This window comes from Methermicoccus shengliensis DSM 18856 (assembly GCF_000711905.1).
GTDB classification, from domain to species: Archaea; Halobacteriota; Methanosarcinia; order DSM-18856; family Methermicoccaceae; genus Methermicoccus; species Methermicoccus shengliensis.
In genome coordinates, this window is record NZ_JONQ01000007.1 from 296,181 (window position 1) to 315,458 (window position 19,278).

General features: G+C 57.8%; 19 protein-coding genes. 9 read left to right on the forward strand and 10 right to left on the reverse strand.

The genetic code is table 11. The features are described 5' to 3' along the window. Positions 1–23: 23 nt before the first annotated feature. The 4 genes from tpiA to BP07_RS01935 form a co-directional block, all read right to left on the reverse strand. Complete coding sequence (gene tpiA / locus BP07_RS01920) at positions 24–683, reverse strand: triose-phosphate isomerase (protein WP_042684808.1); 660 nt, start codon at positions 681–683, stop codon at positions 24–26. Next, the gene (locus BP07_RS01925) at positions 680–2,023 is read right to left on the reverse strand and encodes a DHHA1 domain-containing protein (protein ID WP_042684809.1); all 1,344 of its coding nucleotides are present in this window, start codon (positions 2,021–2,023) and stop codon (positions 680–682) included. The genes tpiA and BP07_RS01925 overlap by 4 nt, the downstream gene beginning before the upstream one ends. A gap of 14 nt (positions 2,024–2,037) precedes the next feature. Then, on the reverse strand, positions 2,038–2,496 hold the full coding sequence (locus tag BP07_RS01930; RefSeq protein ID WP_042684812.1) for a 30S ribosomal protein S15: 459 nt from the start codon (positions 2,494–2,496) through the stop codon (positions 2,038–2,040). A 132-nt stretch (positions 2,497–2,628) separates the two neighbouring features. After that, positions 2,629–2,808, reverse strand: coding sequence for a hypothetical protein (locus BP07_RS01935; RefSeq protein WP_042684814.1), 180 nt, complete (start codon positions 2,806–2,808; stop codon positions 2,629–2,631). Positions 2,809–2,936: 128 nt separating this feature from the next. On the opposite strand from BP07_RS01935, the gene nifH reads away from it, so the two are divergent. After that, positions 2,937–3,749, forward strand: a complete 813-nt coding sequence (nifH, locus tag BP07_RS01940) for a nitrogenase iron protein (protein WP_042684816.1) — start codon at positions 2,937–2,939, stop codon at positions 3,747–3,749. Here nifH and BP07_RS01945 read toward each other — a convergent pair. From BP07_RS01945 to BP07_RS01955, 3 genes are read right to left on the reverse strand one after another with little or no spacing between them, the layout of a single operon-like run. Beyond that, positions 3,746–4,579, reverse strand: a complete 834-nt coding sequence (locus tag BP07_RS01945; protein ID WP_042684818.1) for a TIM barrel protein — start codon at positions 4,577–4,579, stop codon at positions 3,746–3,748. The genes nifH and BP07_RS01945 overlap by 4 nt on opposite strands. Next, on the reverse strand, positions 4,572–5,825 hold the full coding sequence (gene hflX, locus BP07_RS01950) for a GTPase HflX (RefSeq protein WP_157203029.1): 1,254 nt from the start codon (positions 5,823–5,825) through the stop codon (positions 4,572–4,574). The genes BP07_RS01945 and hflX overlap by 8 nt, the downstream gene beginning before the upstream one ends. A 6-nt stretch (positions 5,826–5,831) precedes the next feature. Further along, positions 5,832–6,212, reverse strand: coding sequence for a DUF2209 family protein (locus BP07_RS01955; RefSeq protein WP_042685067.1), 381 nt, complete (start codon positions 6,210–6,212; stop codon positions 5,832–5,834). A 104-nt stretch (positions 6,213–6,316) separates the two neighbouring features. Here BP07_RS01955 and BP07_RS01960 point away from each other — a divergent pair, with 104 nt between their 5' ends. From BP07_RS01960 to BP07_RS01970, 3 genes are read left to right on the forward strand one after another with little or no spacing between them, the layout of a single operon-like run. Then, the gene (locus BP07_RS01960; protein ID WP_052353128.1) at positions 6,317–7,201 is read left to right on the forward strand and encodes a protein translocase subunit SecF; all 885 of its coding nucleotides are present in this window, start codon (positions 6,317–6,319) and stop codon (positions 7,199–7,201) included. Next, on the forward strand, positions 7,198–8,847 hold the full coding sequence (locus tag BP07_RS01965) for a preprotein translocase subunit SecD (protein ID WP_042684820.1): 1,650 nt from the start codon (positions 7,198–7,200) through the stop codon (positions 8,845–8,847). The genes BP07_RS01960 and BP07_RS01965 overlap by 4 nt, the downstream gene beginning before the upstream one ends. 1 nt (position 8,848) lies before the next feature. Continuing rightward, positions 8,849–9,460, forward strand: a complete 612-nt coding sequence (locus BP07_RS01970) for a GMP synthase subunit A (protein WP_042684821.1) — start codon at positions 8,849–8,851, stop codon at positions 9,458–9,460. A 93-nt stretch (positions 9,461–9,553) separates the two neighbouring features. Here the strand turns inward: BP07_RS01970 and BP07_RS01975 are convergent, their stop codons facing one another. Both BP07_RS01975 and BP07_RS01980 read right to left on the reverse strand, forming a co-directional pair. Beyond that, a complete protein-coding gene (locus BP07_RS01975; protein WP_042684822.1) occupies positions 9,554–10,522 on the reverse strand; it encodes a methanogenesis marker 12 protein in 969 nt (322 codons plus the stop codon). Beyond that, positions 10,519–10,953 carry a universal stress protein gene (locus BP07_RS01980; RefSeq protein WP_042684824.1) on the reverse strand — a complete coding sequence of 145 codons (435 nt, stop codon included), beginning with the start codon at positions 10,951–10,953 and terminating at the stop codon, positions 10,519–10,521. Before BP07_RS01980 ends, BP07_RS01975 begins: the two co-directional genes overlap by 4 nt. Before the next feature lie 100 nt (positions 10,954–11,053). Between BP07_RS01980 and BP07_RS08280 the strand changes: the two genes are divergently transcribed. From BP07_RS08280 to thiL, 4 genes are read left to right on the forward strand one after another with little or no spacing between them, the layout of a single operon-like run. Further along, on the forward strand, positions 11,054–15,754 hold the full coding sequence (locus tag BP07_RS08280; RefSeq protein ID WP_052353131.1) for a S8 family serine peptidase: 4,701 nt from the start codon (positions 11,054–11,056) through the stop codon (positions 15,752–15,754). Further along, on the forward strand, positions 15,754–16,560 hold the full coding sequence (locus BP07_RS01995; RefSeq protein WP_042684827.1) for a cohesin domain-containing protein: 807 nt from the start codon (positions 15,754–15,756) through the stop codon (positions 16,558–16,560). Before BP07_RS08280 ends, BP07_RS01995 begins: the two co-directional genes overlap by 1 nt. Positions 16,561–16,562: 2 nt before the next feature. Next, positions 16,563–17,024 carry a methylated-DNA--[protein]-cysteine S-methyltransferase gene (locus tag BP07_RS02000; protein WP_052353133.1) on the forward strand — a complete coding sequence of 154 codons (462 nt, stop codon included), beginning with the start codon at positions 16,563–16,565 and terminating at the stop codon, positions 17,022–17,024. After that, positions 17,021–17,962, forward strand: coding sequence for a thiamine-phosphate kinase (thiL, locus tag BP07_RS02005; protein ID WP_042684830.1), 942 nt, complete (start codon positions 17,021–17,023; stop codon positions 17,960–17,962). Before BP07_RS02000 ends, thiL begins: the two co-directional genes overlap by 4 nt. On the opposite strand, the gene BP07_RS02010 is transcribed toward thiL, so the two are convergent. Next, the gene (locus tag BP07_RS02010) at positions 17,959–18,768 is read right to left on the reverse strand and encodes an aspartate dehydrogenase (protein ID WP_042685079.1); all 810 of its coding nucleotides are present in this window, start codon (positions 18,766–18,768) and stop codon (positions 17,959–17,961) included. The two genes, thiL and BP07_RS02010, sit on opposite strands and share 4 nt — an antisense overlap. A 125-nt stretch (positions 18,769–18,893) precedes the next feature. On the opposite strand from BP07_RS02010, the gene BP07_RS02015 reads away from it, so the two are divergent. Continuing rightward, complete coding sequence (locus BP07_RS02015) at positions 18,894–19,277, forward strand: pyridoxamine 5'-phosphate oxidase family protein (protein ID WP_042684833.1); 384 nt, start codon at positions 18,894–18,896, stop codon at positions 19,275–19,277. The last annotated feature ends 1 nt before the right edge of the window (position 19,278 follow it).

The window sequence follows — 19,278 nt, forward strand, 5'->3', positions numbered from 1 at the left end:
CCTCACACCTCACACCCCACACCTCACACCTTGCTCACAAGTGCCCTCAAAGCCTCTTCCTGGTCTGGTGCCTTCACGATGCCGCTTGCGAGCAGCACGCCGTGGGCACCAAGCTCGATGGCAGCCACGAGGTCATCTGCGTTGCTTATGCCCGCACCACACAGCACTCTCACTTTCGGGTTCACCCTCCTCACGGCATCCACCGAGCCAGATATCACCTCTGGGTCAGCCCGGGATACCGCTATACCCGTGCCTATGAGCTCTGGGGGCTCCACGGCCACGTAGTCGGGCTCGAGTGCTGCCGCTGCCCTCGTGGTGGCGATGTTGTTGGTGCACACCACGCTCGTAAGCTCGAGCTCCCTCGCCATGTGCACACAGGCGTCGATATCTGCAAGCGTGAGCCTCCGCTCGGAGTGGTTGATTAGGGTGCCAGTGGCCCCTGCCTGCTTGAGTGCATGGGGGAGCATCCATCCAGTGTGGCTTCCCGGTGTGATGGGGTCCATGTGCTGTGCATACGCCCTCGTGAGCTGGGCCACTCTGTGTAGGTCTGCACTCTGGGGAGCAGCGACGATTGAGAGCCCGCTCTCCTCACTCACCCTGGCACACACCTCCGCAAGCTTCAGGGCACGCTCGCCCGTGGCCTCGAGGTATGTCTTGAAGTTCACGATTATTATGGGCTTCATGCCGTTTTTCCCTCGAGCTGTTGCTGCACTATGGTGTGCACTCTCTCTATAAAACGCTGCTCGGTGCCCTTTGGAATCTCGGCACCTGCCGCCACCGCATGCCCTCCTCCCTTGCCACCCACAGACTCGGCAGCCTCTGAGAGGGCCGATGATAGGTCAAGCCCGGCGTGCACCATCGCTCTGGTGCCCCTTGCAGACACCCTGACCTCGGAGTCCCGCAGGTTGAGCAGCACGAGGGGTTTGTCTGGAGGGTATCTGTACCGAAGCAGCGTGCTGGACACCACCCCCGTGGCCACGAGGTTCTCTGCGGCTGCCCACCTGAGCCACTTCATCTCTCTCATCGCCCCCTCCACCCTCTTTATCTCCTCGAGCACCCTCTCCTGGTGGGCTGCGAGCACCCCTCTTGCCTCTTCCAGCACACTTCTGTCCCTCAGGCACAGAGCAACTCCGAGCCCTGCTCTGTCCAGCTTGCCACACGCACCGATGAGGTCGGCAAGCTCTATTGTGTTTGGCACGAGCTCTGCGGGTGCCCTGTAGAACTCTCCCACCAGCACCTCCACGATGGTGGGATGGGCACCCTTCAGAAGCTTCAGAGCAACCGCGTCTGCGAGCCTTCTGCCCTCTTCTTCGCTCAGCTCGTCCACCCTCTTTCCCTCGAGCCCGAGTCCCGCAGCAAAGTTGTGGCAGGCCTCCTCATCCCCGGTGATGTCGAGGTAGGGTTCATAGCACCTCATGAAAAGCTCTTCTACCGGGTAGTCTGGCACCTTTAGACCTCTCGAGGGTACAAGATACCCGCTTTTTATGCCCTCCTCCACGATTGCGAGATTTGGTCCTTGGATGCGCTGCTTATCCCCCACGATGCCCGCAAGTGCGAGCCCCACGAGGTCCTCGTGTTTCCAGCCACCCATCTGGGATGCCCGTCTTGCCACGAGGTAGCACACTCCAGCGGCGCACAGCTCAAAGCTCCCCTCTATTCCCACATGATGGGGATTTACCTCCAGTGCACTGTCCTCCAGCGCACTGCCATCTCCTCTTGGGTAGTGATGGTCGAGCACCACGGCTTCGCCCAGCCGCTCCACGAGCTCTGGCTGTCCACTTCCCATGTCGCACAGCACGGTAAGCTCACAGCTCTGTGAGCTGATACGTTCAACGGCTGCCTCGTTGAGTCTTGGCACTATGGAGCACACGAATGGTATGCCAGCTCTCAGCAGCACATGGGCGATGATACCGGCCGAGGCGATACCATCGGCGTCGTTGTGGGAGACCAGCCTCACATCACTACTATCGAGGATGCGCTTTGCTGCGCGCCCTGCCAGCTCATCGAGCTGTTCAATGCTCATCTGGTGTTCAATGCTCATCTGGTTATGAGGATCTCGGCGGTCTCTGGGCTGTATGTCCAGTCCTTGGGAAGCTTGCCCTCACGCTTGTAATAGCGTGCAAGCCTGCGAATTTTGGACTCGCAGAGCTGGAGCGAGCGTCTGTTGTGGAGGTCCTTTTTGTTGAGTTCGAGGTGCTTTCTGAGCCTCACAGCCTTCTCTATGAGATTTCTTAGGTCCTCTGGGATGGAAGGGGCGAGCCCAGCCTCCTCGATGATTCTCATAATCTTTTTTCCGCACACCAGCGATACGTCTGGCACGCCGTACTGGTCCCTGAGGACTATGCCAATCTTGCTCGTGGACATGCCATCGGCCCACAGCTGGAGCACGAGCTTTTCCACCTCCTCGGCGGAGTACATAACCCACTCGGGGGGTTCTGTCCTGTGGGGGGGTTTAGAGCGTGACTTTCCCTTTCTCTTTGCATACATCCTTGCCATGGTCTCTATCCTCTCTGCTATTGGGCGAAGGCTGGGATACGATTGTGTATGTGGCTTATATAGCTATCGGAGTTTTTGGGATTGAGGATGCCTCCACGATTGTGGCATAGCTGCTATTACACAATGGTCTGCTCATTCGTATGCCCTTTTCTGATACACCCGCTCGTATGCCCTGCATGCGGGGCACACCTTACGGTCAATGTGCTTTACGAACAATCTTGCCACCCTGTTGCCCTTTCTTGCCCTTGTGCATATGGGACAGCGGGCTTTGCAGAACTCTGCCCTCTTACTAATTGAGCTGGCACCACCCATAGACTATTCCACCTTTGGGGTAAGTTGGAGCCGTGATTATATATAGCCTGCTGTGTTTATATGGCCTGCTGTGTTGTTCTCACCTTCCACCACAACCCACATAAGCCATTACTGCGTGGTATGAAGCGATGCGGCAGATTGCCATATATGGGAAGGGAGGGATAGGAAAATCACTCACGTGTGCCAACATCTCGGCAGCCCTTGCCCTCATGGGAAGGCGGGTGATGCAGGTGGGTTGCGACCCCAAGCACGACTCCACGAGGCTGCTTTTGGGTCATACGTGCCGACACACCGTGCTCGACCTCCTGCGCGAGCATGGACCCTCGGGCATACGAAGGGAGGATGTGGTGCACGAGGGGTTTGGCGGCGTGCTGTGCGTGGAGGCTGGAGGCCCGGAGCCCGGCGTGGGCTGTGCTGGAAGGGGCATCATCGCCACCTTTGAGGTGCTGGAGAGGCTGGGTGTGTATGAGGAGGGCTTGGACTACTGCCTTTACGATGTGCTGGGGGATGTGGTGTGCGGGGGCTTTGCCATGCCCATAAGGGAGGGCTATGCACAGGAGATATATATCGTCACATCTGGAGAGCCCATGGCTCTTTACGCGGCAAACAACATATGCAAGGGCATCAGGAGGTTCGAGCGGACAAGCTCGGCAAGGCTCGCAGGCATCATAGCCAACCTGAGGGGAATTGAACATGAGCTGGACATCGTGGAGAGGTTTGCCTCGACGATGGGCTCAAGGGTGGTGGGGGTGGTTCCGAGGGATGCGATTGTGCAGCGGGCTGAGAGGGCAAGAAAGACCGTGGTGGAGTTTGCACCCCATTCCCAGCTTGCCCGCACATACATGGCGCTGGCGCAGCGCATAGAGCACAATACCCAGCGGGTGGTTCCAGCACCCCTCGAGCTCGATGCTCTTGAGCAATTGCTCGAGGAAAGGCCTTAGGCCTTTAGTTCCTCGTAGGTATGCTTGAGCAACAGGGCATCCTCTTCGATGTTTGGGCTCTCACATATCACCACTCCAGCGATGTCATAGTCGATGAATGCCGAGAGCAGCGCACGATAGTCGAAGTCCGATTCCCGCAGGTTCAGGTGATTCTTCTCACCTTTGTTGGTGTACTCTATGCCCTGCACATGGCAGTGCATCTCCTTTAGCGCCTCGGCTCCCAGCACCTGCTCCACCTGCTCGAGCACATGGGCAAACTCCTCATAGGTGTTCATTTTGCCCTCCCGTGCATGCATGTGGGAGAAGTCTATGCATGGAAGCACGCCATCCAGCTCTGCGGAGAGCGAGAGCACCTCGTCCAGCGTGCCAAACTGTGTGGGCCTTCCCATCGTCTCGGGCCTTATCCACACCTCTCCCCTTTCCGCTCCAAGCTCCTCCAGCACCTCGATGATGCACCGTTTTACCACATCGTACACCACCTCTGGGGGGTCACCGTGGTAGTAGGCTGGGTGAAACACTATGCTGTAGCCCCCACACAGGTGGGCGATGCGGGCGGTGGCAACGATGCGCTCGATGCTTGCCCTCTGCTTGTCATCCTCCTTGGAGTTCAGGTTGATGTAGTAGGGTGCGTGGGCTGTGAGCACCACTCCGTGTCGCTCTGCTGCCCTCCTCACCGCCTCTGCCTTATGCTCCCCCATCTTCACCCCACGCACGAACTCCATCTCCAACGCATCCAGCCCGAGGTGTGCCACCTCGGCTATGCCCAGCTCAGTGTCCCGCTTTTTTACCCTCAGGGGAATGCCAGCCGTGCCAAAGAGTACTCTATCCATGCCCTACCTTCCGTATCTTTGAGGCAACCTCATCGCATGCCCTGAACCTTATCTTTATACTATCATCGAACCTTGCCTCCTCCACCACCCCGCGCTCATAGAGCATGGAGAGCCGAGACATCGAGGAGGGACACATGGGCAGCTCCACCATGTGCTCCCGCCAGCGGGGAAGCATGCGGTCGATTGCCTCTCTCAGCTCATCGAGCCCAGCACCCTCCTTTGCCGAGACCATCACTGGGTTTGGGGCAAGCTCCCTGAATGCATGGGGGTCGAATTCCTCCACCCTGTCCATCTTGTTGAACACCGTGATGATGGGGGCGTCGGCAATGTCCTCGAACAGGGTGGCGTGGGAAGTGGCGAGCTTTCTGCGTATCGAGGAAGCATCCTCGCTCGCATCCACCACCAGCAGCACGAGGTCAGCCTCGTATATCTCAGAGAAGGTGGAGCGAAACGCCTCTATCATGAAGTGGGGCAGGTCTTCGATGAACCCCACGGTGTCTGTGATGAGCACCTTTCTTCTGCCCACCTTCACTTTCCTCGTGGTGGGGGACAGGGTGGTGAACAGCTGGTTGGCTGCCACTGCATATTCCCCTCCTGCCAGAGCGTTCAGCAGCGTGCTCTTGCCGGCATTGGTATATCCGCACAATGCCACCCGCAGTAGCCCCTTTCGGGTGTCCCGCGTGCGCCTCTCGTGCTGTTTGGCAGCATACCTTGCAAGCTCTTCCCTGAGCTTTGCCATCCTCCTTCGGATGTCCTGCTCATACGAGTCCTCGTAGTTTCCAAAGCCCATGAATCCCGGATGCTCCCTTCTCTTGGAGAGGGCAACCTTCTCCCTTGCCTTTGGAAGCTCATAGCTCAACGAGGCGAGCTCCACCTGCAGCTTTGCCACCCTCGTCTTCGCCCTCTTGGCAAATATCTCGAGGATTAGGTGGAACCTGTCCATCGTGTCGGTACCCAGCAGCTTTGAGAGGTTGAACAGCTGCAGTGTGGAAAGCCTGTTGTAGAATATCACCTTGTCCACGTGCTCATCTGCTATATACTCGGCTATGTCGCGCACCTTCCCATAACCAATCTGGTATCTTCTGTCCCAGTGTCTCACTTGGGTGAACGTTCTAGCCACAGTATATCCAGCAGATGTGGCGAGTAGCTTCAGTTCCTTGAGCCTGTAGTCCTCCTTCTGCCTTTCCTGCGGGCTGGGCTCGCTTCGAAGCACCAAGACTACCCTTTTACCCTTTTGTGGACTCACCACTCATTAGTGCGAGGCCATCCTTAATAAAAGCTCCCTCGTTGCCAGAGCGCAGTGATGGGCAATCTCCAGCGCCCGCCTTTCCCCTATCGACTCGATGTACCTCACATCTCTTTCGAGCAGGGAGCTTGCCCTCCATTGCTCCACATTGAAGAGCTCCCCCCTCTCCAGCAGCACCACATCCTCTCTGAATGAGGGGGACAGTGTGCTCAGGGCATCGCGTATGAGCTCACACACACTGCTCATCTGGGGCTGCATAGTGGACAGGGACAGCCCAATCTCCAGCACCCTTACCACATGGGTGGGCGTGTGCTCACACACCACTGCGGCACACACCATCAGGTATCTACCTTCGTGCACATGCCTTCCAGAGATATCACACGCCACTGTTCTCAAACGCTCACCCTTTTGCGGGAGTGCTACAAGAGCTTTGCCCATGGGTAGAAATCTTTTAAAGGTATGAGCCATATCTTGCGGCGGAAGGCGAGCATATGCACATCGATGGCCTGCTGAGGTACCATTTTGAGCGGCTTGGAACGAGAAAGATGCTGGCAATCCCCTTGGCAGTTCTGCTCATGGCCCTTGCAGTACTCGGGGCAAACACACTCATCACGGGCTCACCCATAACACTGGGCTATGAGTTCGTGGGGGGCACGGTGATATCCTTTGTGAGCGAGCAAACGCCTGCGGAGCTGATGGCAGAGTTCTCTGAGTATGGTCCGGTTGATGCCCGCGCGTTCGGGGAGCGAAAGCTCATGGAGTTTCCACCTCTCGATAGGGAGACCACCGAGAAGCTGAGGGCGGACATCTCTGCCAAATACAGTGATGTGAGTATAAGCTTCACATCTCCCGTGTATGGAAGGGAGCTGCAGCTTCAGGCAGTAAAGGGCGTGCTCGTTGCCTTCTTGGGGATGGCTGTGCTCGTATTTCTGTTCTTTCGCACCTTCGTCCCCTCCCTTGCAGTGGTGCTCTCGGCGTTCTCGGATATAGTGATAGCAGCAGCCCTGATGGATGTGGCGGGCATCAAGCTCTCTCTCGCCACTGTCGCTGCGCTGCTAATGCTCATAGGATACTCGGTGGACAGCGACATCCTGCTCACCGAGAGGGTGCTCAAGAGGAAGGGGGAGCTCTCAGAGAAGATTGTAAAGGCGATGGGCACTGGGCTGACCATGACCATCACCTCGCTGTGTGCCGTGCTCGTGCTGTTCATTGTGTCCTCATATTCTTACGTATTCGCCTCCACTTTTTCTCGCATAGACATACTCGCTGATATAGCCGTGGTGCTCGCCTTTGGGCTGCTCGCAGACATCATGAACACGTGGATGCTCAACGCCGCCATCCTGAAGTGGTATGTACAGAGGAGGGGAAGAAGATGAGACGAGACCACCCCTTGAGGGACATGCGGGTGCTGCTGCTCATAGCTGCGCTGCTGATATCTCTCTTTGCCATCCACCCTCATGTGGGCGATGATGGCAGGCTTGCCACCAACCTCAAATACGGACTCGACCTCGCGGGTGGCTCGACGCTGCAGCTTCAGGTGGAGGGTGTGGTGGTGGGTATAGATGCCAGTCGGGACCAGATGGTGAGCTACATAGTGAGCAACATCACCTCCTCAGAGCCCACCATCGTGAACTCAGCAGACGCGACCGTGGTGCTGCGCGCCATCAGCTCTCTTCCCCCCTCACAGATTGAGAGCGAGCTCAGGGCATATGGTCTGGATGCCACTGTCAGTGGCTCAGGTACCTCTCGCATCATCACGGTGAATGCCGATGCACCAACGGTGATAGCTGCCTATCTGACCCAGACCACGAAGTCCGAGGTGGTGCCCTTCAAGGAGGGCGATGAGATACGGTATGAGATAAGAAAGCTGTATACCTTAGAGGAGCTCAATGCATTGCTTGCGCCAGCGGGAGCGAGGATAGCCACCGTGAATGGGAACTACGTGTACAGGGTGGGCGTCACCAAGCCCACGATAGAGCTCACCAAGAGGGTGCTCGACGAGAAGCTCAATGGGCTCGGCTTAAAGGACATCACGATTCGGACAGTGGGTACACAGTACATCCTCGTGGACATGGCTGGGGAGGAGAACCTGACACGTGCCGAGAGGATTGCCACCACCCCAGGTAAGTTCGAGGTGAAGTTCCTTCTCGATGATGACAGGTATGTGTTTGTGCTGGATGGCTCTGACATCGAGTCCGTGGGGCAGGTGAGGGATGACCCCCAGATGGGATGGGGAGTGGACTTCAGAATAGACAGGGATGCCGCCGACAGGCTCAGGAACATCGCGATAGAGTATGGGATACTGGACGACCCCGAGGCACATCCCCTCGTGATGTTCCTCGATGATAGGGAGGTGTTCAACGGCACGCTGAGCCCTGGGCTGGTGGAGACGCTGAGGCTCGAGGCGGTGAGAAGCCTCACGGCCACCACAGGGGCTGGTGGAGAGGAGGCTGCGAGGGAGCTACAGATTCATCTCAGGGTTGGGGCTCTGCCCGTCAAGGTCTCGGTGCTTGGCGCAGGGCAGGTACCGGCCTCGCTGGGGGAGCAGTTCAGGATACAGGCAGTCATTGCAGGGCTTTTGGCACTCTTGGCGGTGAGTGCTGCGGTGTATTTCAGGTACAGGCAGAAGAAAATCCTGCTTCCCATGCTGGGCACGTCGCTGAGTGAGCTCATCATGATCCTCGGGTTTACCGCCCTCATCAACCGCCAGCTCGACCTTGCTGCCATAGGGGGCATCATCGTTGCCATAGGCACTGGGGTCGACCATCTCGTAATAATCACCGATGAGGTGCTCTATGAGGGCAGGATGCCCTCCACTAAGGTGTACCTAACAAGGCTTGGAAAGGCGTTTAGCATCATCTTCATGGCTGCAGCCACCACCATAATCGCCATGTCCTCGCTGTTCCTGATTGCCTTTGGAGCCCTCAAGGGCTTTGCCCTCACAACAATCATCGGAGTGCTCGTGGGCGTGCTCATAGCAAGACCTGCATATGGACGCATCATCAAGGACCTGATACGATAGTATGAGCGAACTGCACGTCATAGTGGTGAGTAATCTGGGACAGTTCAACCACCTCATCCACCGAGCCCTTCGGGACATCGAGGTGCTCGGGGAGGTGTTCATAGAGCCAGAGCTCGTGGAGAATACACTCTCCCTGCACGAGATGCGCTCTCTGGAACCCGACGCCCTCATAATCGGAGGGGGCCCAGACATCGAGAAGAGCGGAAACTGCATCCAGTACATTCAGCAGATGGACGTCCCCATGCTGGGCATATGTCTCGGGCACCAGCTCATGGCGCTGGCCCATGGCGGAAAGGTCGGGAGGGGAAGGCAGGGAGGGTATGCCAGTGTGGAGGTAGAGGTGCTGGCAGAGGATGACATACTGAGGGGCACGGCGCCTCGCATCAGGGTGTGGACATCCCACATGGACGAGGTGTTTGAGCTTCCACCATCCTTCGAGAGGCTCGCCCGCTCGAGCATATGTGAGATAGAGGCAATGCGACATACCACAAAGCCCCTCTATGGTGTGCAGTGGCACCCCGAGGTCTCGCACACCGAAAAGGGGGAGCTGGTGCTCAGAAACTTCCTCGAGGTGTGTGCAGCCCACAAGTCTGCCCAATCTCGGCGCCCCTGATGTGGTGTGGATGGATGGCACCTAACGGCTCCAAAAATCCCAACTCGGACTCCAAGGCAACTATGGGCCTTTCCCCTGTCGTCACCTCAGTCACTAAAAGGGCTCCACCTCGATACCCAGTATGTGCTGGCATCCGCCTGCCACCGCCCTTGCAATCTGTGCACATCCCAATGCCGCACTCCAGCCATTGGTGGTGTGCACATCTCGTCCAAGATGGCGGCGCACCCTGTGTGCCACCTCGGCAAGCGCTCCGATGGAGCCCGTGAGCACCATCTTCACACTCCCATCGGTGTAGTCTCTGACGAGCACCTCGCACGCCGCCATCTCCATGGCTGCAAACAGGGCTATCGTATCCAGCGCCCGCCTGCCCGCTTCTCTGTCGCGTTCGAGCAGCTCCTCTATGGATGTGTAGCCCTTGTGAAGCTTTAGCACTCCCCCCTTCGAGAATGCCTCGTTGGCGCTCATGGTGCCATCATCGACCTTACGGATTGCATCGAGGTCGAGGGGACCATGCACGGCTCCGGGGGCAAATATGCACGCATCTATTGCACCCACGAGCCGACCATCGGCAACGGCGAGGCTCACCGTGTTGGAGCTCACATCAGAAACCACGAAGCTCTCGTATCCCATCTGGTACACGTGATATGCTATTCCTATCTTTTCTGGGCTTGCCCCGTGGGAGAACACGTTCATGCGGGCATCTGGACAGTTTCCCCTGTGAAATCCACATACAACAACCGCCCGCATTCCAGATGCCCTTATGGCATCGAACACCCTCGTTCCCCCTCCGATGTGCACCCCAGCCCCATCACCTCGCACGATACCCCTGTTGGGCACCCTCTCGATGGGCGTGATGCGAGTTATTGCATCGCCCATGGAGTATGTGATGGCTGCCATATCCACGTCCTCTGCCCCGATGCCGAGCCCCTGCTGTATCCTGTCCATCACATCTTCGCAGGACATGAGGGCAGCCTCTTTTCTTGGAAGGGCAAGCGTTCTGCCATCTAAGGTGGCAAGGCGTATTGCCCCGGTTCCGTGCTCAATACCCAAGAATACACTCATTCTTCCTTCTCTTGTCTTATAACAAGAACGTTACAGGGAGCGTGCCTCATCACACCCTCTGCCACGCTGCCCAACAGCATCTTTGCCACGCCCGATAGCCCCTTGCTTCCCATGTATATCGTGTCCACCCCGCTCTCCTCGGCCTCCTCCACAATCTCGGCAACGGGATGTCCTATCCGGGTTCTCACATCTATGTGGAGCCGTGGCTCCTCGAGCTGCTCTCTGAGCTTTTGCAGCGCCTTTAGCGCTTTTTTTGCCTCCTTCTCGGCCTCGTGTATCGGGTCGCCATACATCTTGTATCGTCCTGGCTCCACCTCTATGACCTCAAGGATTATTATGTCCGCATCTCTCAGCTTTGCATCCTCAATTGCCCTCTTCAGTGCGAGCTTTGCCTCGTCAGAGCCGTCATAGGCAACAAGAAACCTCACCATGCTCTCACATACTCACCCGTGCTTAAAAACATGACGCCATTTATATATGGGATATGCAGAGAGTTAGTGCTGGAGGGTACCACGTGGCTGGAGGGTTGGCATGCAGTGGGTGAGGGTGGTTGGCGCTCTCGTGCTAATGGTCGCTGTTTTTGCGCTCAGTGGTGCTGGCGCATCTGGTGCAGATGGCAAGATTTCACAGGCCGTGCTGGAGCAGTACTCCACCTCGGAGAGTGCACGGGTCATCGTGCTGTTTGAGCGTGGGGAGACGACACCTGTGCTCACACCCATGGCACATATGCTTCAACAGCAGCGTGAGGGGATAAGGGATGTGCGGGAGCTGTGGCTCATAAATGGTGTTGCCATGAATGCCACGAGGGATGCCATAGAGCGCATGGCACGTGACCCCTCGGTGCTCAGGATAGTGCCAGACTATCCCGTGTATCTGAACGATATCGTGATGGGTGTTCAGAAGAGCACCCCAGAGGAACAGAGTGTATCGGAGGGCGTGCTTGCAGTGAACGCCACTCCAGTGTGGCTCAATGGCTACACGGGCAGAGGCGTCAACGTGTCCATCGTGGACACGGGCATCGCCAGGCACCCAGATGTTGCTGACAGGCTCGCCCTGTGGAAGGACTTTGTGAACGGTCAATCCGACTTCTATGATGACTATGGACATGGCACGCACGTGGCTGGTATCGTTGCGGGAAACGGCACGAGCGGCACCATCACAGGGGTTGCCCCCAACGCCACGCTGTTTGGTGCAAAGGTGTTTGGTGCAGATGGTTCGGGAAATGTATCCAGTGTGATAGCTGCCTTTCAGTGGTCTGTTGAGCATGGTGCGGACATCATCTCGTACAGTGGGGGCACCAACACGTGGGAGCAATACACGGGTAGTGGTACCACTGATGTGGGAACGAGCTACCACTCCCACTCGTTCAGCGCCACAAAGTACGAGGACGCGTTCAAGCTCGCCTTCATCGTGGCCAAGTGCCAGTTCTACGACACCGATGTGTGCAGCGCCACCGATGCGTACAACGGCACCACCATATCTCTCATAGCGCCCAACGGCTCGGAGGTGAGCGCATATCCAGTGGACTGGGTGGACCATCCCACAGCGCGAGTAATCAAGTACATGGCGGACAGCCCCCTTCCCGCTGGCGAGTGGAAGCTGGCTATAAACTCCACTGTCAGCGGTGCACCCTACACCTACGAACTCGTGGGCTACTACGAGAGCGATGGCACCTCCCTCGTGGACATGGCCGTAAAGAACGCCACGGAGCACGGAGTGGCCGTGGTGGTGGCGGCTGGCAATGCTGGAGAGGGGGGATTGAGGACTATATCTGCTCCAGGCACCTCTCGCTATGCGATAACGGTGGGTGCCACCCATGCCAGCAAGGACTACATCGCTCCATTTAGCAGCAGGGGTCCTGTGAACTTCACCTCCCCATACATCAAGCCCGATGTGTGTGCTCCGGGTGTGGACATTCTGTCGCTGGACAAGGATGGAGGGTATGTTAGAATGAGCGGCACATCGATGGCGACTCCGTTTGTGAGCGGCATCGTGGCGCTGATGCTCGATGCGAACGGCACCCTCTCCCCCCAGCAGATAAAGGACATCCTTGCCACAAGTGCCGTGGACCTTGGCGTTGAGGGCAAGGACAACACCTATGGATGGGGCAGGGTGGATGCGTGGAGAGCAGTGAATGCCGTGGCTCCCCTCGCGCCCGCCGTCAACTTCACGAGCGCACAGCTACAGCTCTTTGGCGGAGCTCTCACCGACGATATTGTCATTCAGCCTCCAGTGCTCGATTCAGCAGGGGATGGTGGGGCTGGAGACGTGCTCGCCGCTGGGCTGGACATCATCCCCTCGACCCCCTCTGCGGACTTCTTCATCCTCACCAAGGACATACCGGACCCCTCTGTGTGCGAGTACAGGATATACGTGGACACCGATGCCAGCAGCTCCACGGGCTTTTCGATGCATGGTATTGGGGTGGACGCATGGGTGGTGCTGAACTCCACATCGAGTGTGCTGCTCGATGCGAATAACACCACCCTGTCTTCGGCTGTGCCATGGGCTGTGGAGGAGGACACCCTATGGATACGACCATCGAGGGTGCAGCTTGGCATCACCAACGTCTCCTCTCCCCTGCGGTTCGTTGTGGAAACCTCCTGTGGAGGCGATGTGGACGTGGCTCCAGATGTGGGATATGGTGCCTACCCCTACCACCTGAGGGCGGATGGGTTTGCCGTGGTGTGGGACACCGCTGGAAGGCAGCCAGCCCCCAACGAGAGCGTGCGTTTTGAGCTGTATGGCTGGAACACCAGCACCCATGGGTACGACACGCCGATGGGCAGTGTTAACACCACCACCAACGCCACGGGGTATGCGCGGGCGAGCTTTGAGTGGCTCTCCACGAGCACGAGGGGGGATGGGCTGCTTCGCATATCCACGGGGGACATCTTGGTGGAGGACACTTTCGTGTGGTATCCCTCCCTTCCCTCGCCCCAGATGCCCTTTGTCCCCACACTCACCCCCACCTATCTGGTGAACAAGGATGGCATCCTCAACGTGAGCTACACCCTCGTGAGGCCAGACTTTACCCCATATGATGACCCCGTGACGCTGGTGTTTGGCACGCCAGAGGTGAACTACACATATATGCAGGTCAACCTCACCCCGGTGAGGGGCACGGTGAGCTACTCGCTCGACCTCAGCACCACATCGTTGGACGAGAACGCTTCATTTGGTATATACCTGCTCAATGGAACTGTGGAGCACCACGATTACTGCGTGTGGGCTGGAGTGGCTGTGGTGGCAGATGACATGAGAACGCTGAGTGTCCAGCCCTCCTTTGCTCCTGCCTCACCGCTTTCCAACACCACATTTCTCGTGCTCACTGGAGGGCTGTATGATGGGGCTCCGCTCTCCAGAAACGTTAGCGTGGATGTGTACTGGCTCACCGAGTCCGAGGTGAAGGAGCTGTCTGCCGAGGTGCCCTATCTCCAAAGTGGTGTATCTCGGCTGTATTTGGAGGGCACAGGCGTCGATTGGCTCTCGGATGCCCACCTTCATGCTGTTCTGAGGGAGCGGGCATCCAACCTCAAGCACCCCTCTGAGCACACAACACTCTCCACCAACTCCCATGGCGTGGGGATACTCAACATCACACCCCCCATCGGTGCATATTTTGGGCTCGTGGTGGTCAGCGATGGCGGACTGGAGAGGGGTGCTGGGATACTGGTGAGGGACCCCCACCTCTACGACCGCCTGATTACATCGCCCACCCTTCCCATAATAGAGTCCACCATTGAGTGGTATGCCCGCTACAACGGAAGTGCGTGGAATGCTGAGCCCCATCTGAGGGTGAACGTGAGCATGTACTACCTCAACGAGAGCACACAAATGAAGAAGACTCCCCTTGCTGGAGAGACTCTCCATCTGGTGCTCAGCACCGGGGAGGCAAGGGATGTTCTCACCGATGGGGAGGGGAGGGCGAGTGCGGTGTTCGATGCCCCCATACTGACTGATATAGCCAACACCACACCAATCGAGCTGACAGACTACGTGGGCTTGAGCCCATGGAGCGTGGGCGTGGTGGTGATATCGGACAGGGCAGATGAGAAGGGGGGTATGCTCGCCACCCATGCCTATGGCACTGTGCAGGTGCCCCTCTCCCAGAGGCATGCCGTACCCCATGTGCACTATGAGTCTGGCAGACTGCTCGCCACCACAACGTGGTGGGATGAGGAAGGAGCGCTCACATCCGCCGTCCCGACGGTACTCGATGTGGTGAGAAGGGCTCCAGCCACTGGGCAGGTGGTGGAGGTTTTGCTCTCGAAGTACATCGATGATGGCGGCACATATCACACTGAGAGCGTGGACGTGGGGGCATTCGGAGAGTACGTTGCATATGCCAGCACGCTAAGGAACATGCTTCATGGAAGCACCATCATCACGCGCGAGGATGAGGTGGCTGTGATGCCCATGCTGATGACAGACCTCGCCAGCACATACCCCCCCAACATCACGGTGCCCGTACGCGTGAGGGTGACATACCTAAACGGCACGCCCATCCCAGACGCACTTGTGTATCTCTGGGCGAGTGCAGGAGCCTTTCAGACAGACCCACGGCACGACTCGTACGTTGTGAACCCCCCAGCATGGAGCACCCTCGACTACAACTACACCGATGCACAGGGCGCCACCACGCTCCAGATGCGCACACCGCCTCACCATCCTCAGGGAGGTGTTCGCGTGGTCATTGGCCTTTCCACAGGGGAGCAGATATTCGAGACTGCGAGGGAGTATGAGGTGTACATAACCGACAAAAAGCCGGCACTGCCCATCGTCCAACTCAACCACACAATCAACAACGCCCTCTCCCCATCCTACTTCAACGCCTCTCCCTCCCATGACCCAGATGGCACCATCGTGCACTATATGTGGGACTTTGGGGATGGCACATCGGGCTCTGGCGTGTTGGTGGACCACACCTACACCTCGTATCTGTGGAACGGCACTCAGTACATGCCGTTTGAGGCAAGGCTCACTGTGCTGGACGATGCCGACCTTCCGAACTCTACCACGGTTCCCGTGATTGTGTACATGGCAGGAGATGCCAACGGCGATGGCGTATCGAACATACTGGATGCGGCACTGGTGGGCCTGCACTGGATGGCGTCATATGGCACTGCCAACTATCACGATGGGGCTGACCTGAACAACGACAATGTGGTGGACATACTGGATGCCGCAATCGTGGGGCTGAACTGGAACAGAAGGGCGGGGAGTGTGTGATGACGAGAAGAGTTCTCATAGCTTTGTTGCTCGTGGTGCTCGCGTTGGGCTGCGCTTTAGCCCAGCAGACCGCGACCCTTGCCGTGCTGCCCTCCAAGGAGAGTGTGGATGCAGGCGAGCTCATCACCGTTGAGATCTCGGTGGATAGTCAGAGGGATGTGTATGCTGCCCAGTATGAGCTCGTGTTTGACCCGGCGGTGTTTGAGGTTCTCTCCCAGAGCTCTGGGGAGTTCTTGAAGTCGGATGGGCAGTCCACACAGGTGGTAGCCAACAGTTATAACAACACCGAAGGCCATGCCACATATGGGGAGACGAGGGTGGGCACTTCCACGGGCGTTGCTGGAAGGGGCGTCCTCGCCACCATGGCTCTTAAGGTGAGGGATGACGCCAAGTCAGGGGAATATGAGATTTCGTTTGTGGAGGACAATACGATACTTGCAGACCCCACGCCAGCACCCATCCCCAGCATCACTCTCGTGTCTGCCACCATCACCGTCAACGGCATCCCTCAGGTGGAGTCAACACCCACGTCTACACGGAGAGAGTCATCCTCGATAGGTGTGGCCCCCCAGGCCCCCCAGCCAAACCCAAGCGCCCCCCAGCCAAACCCAAGCCCCACAGAGACACCCATGGCTACGCCAGAGGGCACCGAGACCTCAGTGGAGAGCCAGGATGTCCAGACCCCACCACCAGCTCCAGTGGGTCTGCCCAAGCTCCCACAGACCTCTCTCGAGGTTCCAGCCCCCTCGGTCCTTCTCGTGATGCTCGCACTTCTCGCTTCCTTCCTGATGGCAAGAAGGAGGTGATTATGGGGGAGTGTGCACGCCTCAGGATGCCCTTTTTGTGGGGATGCCTCGAGGTGGTGGCAGTGGATGGAAGCGTGGTGTCCTCAAGGTTCAGCCATGAGCCCATGCAGGAGGTGTGCCATCCATCTCTCGTATCCCTGAGAGACATGCTGGAGCGTTATCTTGATGGCAGGAGGGTGGAGCTTGATGATGTGCCCGTCGACCTTTCCGCATGCACGGCATTTCAGAGGAAGGTGTACACGGAGCTCAGGTGTATCGGATGGGGCAGGACCATCACCTATGGGCAGCTCGCACGTCGTGTGGGCTGTAGATGTGCGAGAGCGGTGGGCAGAGCACTCGCAAGCAACGCCCATCTACTGTTTGTGCCCTGCCACAGGGTGGTGGCATCAGGAGGGCTTGGTGGCTTTTCGGCAGGTACAAATCTCAAGAGGGCGCTGCTCGAACTCGAGGGGGTGTTCTTGTGAAGGAGGGCGAGCTTATCGAGCTGCTCTATGAGGTGCTCTCCCTTTCTCAGAGGGAGGACTGTGTGCTGTTTGACATGGAAGAGCACTATGTGGTTGTGGGGTGCGACATGGTGCACGAGCGCACAGACTTTCCCTTCCAGATGACTCCATATCAGAGGGGCTGGATGAGTGTGGCTGTGAGCCTGAGCGACATTGCAGCCATGGGGGCACAGCCCCTTGGAGTGCTTGTGGCGCTGGGGATACCAGAGGGCACACCACCCTCGTATGTGCGGCAGATGGCGGAGGGAATGCGGGGCTGTGCAGCGCATGCGGGCACGAGGGTACTCGGTGGTGATACAGACCGGCACGATGAGCTGACGGTATGCACCACAGGGGTGGGAATTGTCAGCAAGCGATACTGTGCGAGGCGAAGGGGAGCCCATGTGGGGGACGTCGTTGCCATCACGGGAACGCTGGGGGATGCTGCATGTGGCTTTGCCTTGCTCTCTGGAAAGCTGCGGGGCGACCCCCTCAGCGACCCCCTCAAGGCCCACGAGAGGGAGGGGCTCATCGAGAGGGCTCTCATGCCCATTCCGAGAGTGCGAGAGGGCATGGAGATAGCAAGGGTGTGCACATCGATGATGGATACCAGCGACGGGCTCGCAATGAGCCTGCACGAGCTGTCAGCCCAGAGCGGCGTGGGCTTTGAGATCTATGAGCACATGCTTCCCATATCAGAGGGTGTGAGGGCGTGCACTGAGGACGTCCTCGAGATGGCGCTGTATGGTGCTGGCGACTTTGAGCTGCTGTTCACAATTCCCGAGAGGGCGGTGCACATGCTGGAGCACACGAGGCCCACCGTGATTGGAAGAGTTGTGGAGCAGAGAGAGGTCGTGCTGAGGAAGTCGGATGGCTCTTCCGTCCCGATAGATAGAAGGGGATGGGAGCACATCTTTTAGCCAACCTGCAGGGGCTGAGCAATCCTCTTCAGGGTGGATATCGCAGACAGGGCGGCAAGCATGCTCGTTTTTGGGTTCTCTGGCGAGGGCACGTTCTGCACCGTGCACTCGAGCCTTCCAAACTCTCCCTCCACCAGCAGTGTATGGGTGTTTCTCTGAGCACTGGGGTCTGCCACAATCCTCACCCGCGTTTTTTCAGCTCCCATCCCTGCAAGGCTTATGGCGGCTGCCACGTTGATGTTGGCTGGAAAGCCCCTCACGGCATCGATGGCCGTACCCTCAAACACCACCGTGGGCACCTTCAGGCGCTCCACATCGATGTTTGCCTCTCTGAGGTGAGGTGCCCCCACAAGCGCCATTGGTGGTTTGGTGGTGGTGAGCTCCATTCTGTGAATTTTGCCCACACACGCTGCTCTCAGCCCATCGAGCCCTGCGAGCGCACCCGAGGGCACGTATATTTTCTCCCTATGGGCGCGCGCCAGCTTCTCGAGCTCATCTCTCAGCTTTTCGTCGAGCAGTGCCCCCACACTCATGACCATTAAGCTGCATTCATTGGAGAGCACCGTGTGCGCCAGCTCCTTTACGGCCTGTTGGGAGGCACACTCCACCACCAGCTCACAGCTTTTGGCCATGGATTCTACATCCATCACGTCGGGGGGATGCGAGAGTGAGGCTGCGAGCCCCCTCGCCCTCTCTATGTTGCGGTCGTACACAGCCAGTAGCTCAGCCTCCACCACGCCCCCATCTATTGCTCGGGCGAGCGTGGTGCCTATGAACCCGCAGCCCACTATTCCCACTTTGAGCATCTCATGAGAGAGCATCGCCTTACTATTTAACTGATGCGGGCTGGAAGCCCCTTTCCGTAAGGAGCACTGATTGTATTCATCACAAACTCTTTATCCTTTCATTCTCACTTATACACGGTGATACCATGGTTGTGGTTCCAGAGGAGGCAAAAGAATATTTCAACAACCCGCAGGCTGCAAAGGTGATTGCCACGGTGGACGAGCAGGGCAACCCCCATGTGGCTCCCGTGGGCTCTCTGCAGTGTGTGGCTGAGGATACGTTTGCATTTGCGGTGGTCGGTGTAAAGAAGACGAAGGAGAACCTCGAGAGAACCAAGAGGGCAGCGCTGCTGGCCTTTACGGCACCCCCCAACCTCGGCGGATACAAGATCGATGGCACGTTTGTGGGCTTTGAGACCGAGGGGGAGCTGTTCGACACGTTTGCGAAGGCCCTGAAGGAAATGATAGGGGTGGACATCTCGTATATAGGCATCATAAAGGCTGAACATGCAGAGCCCGTCTCCCTCTGAT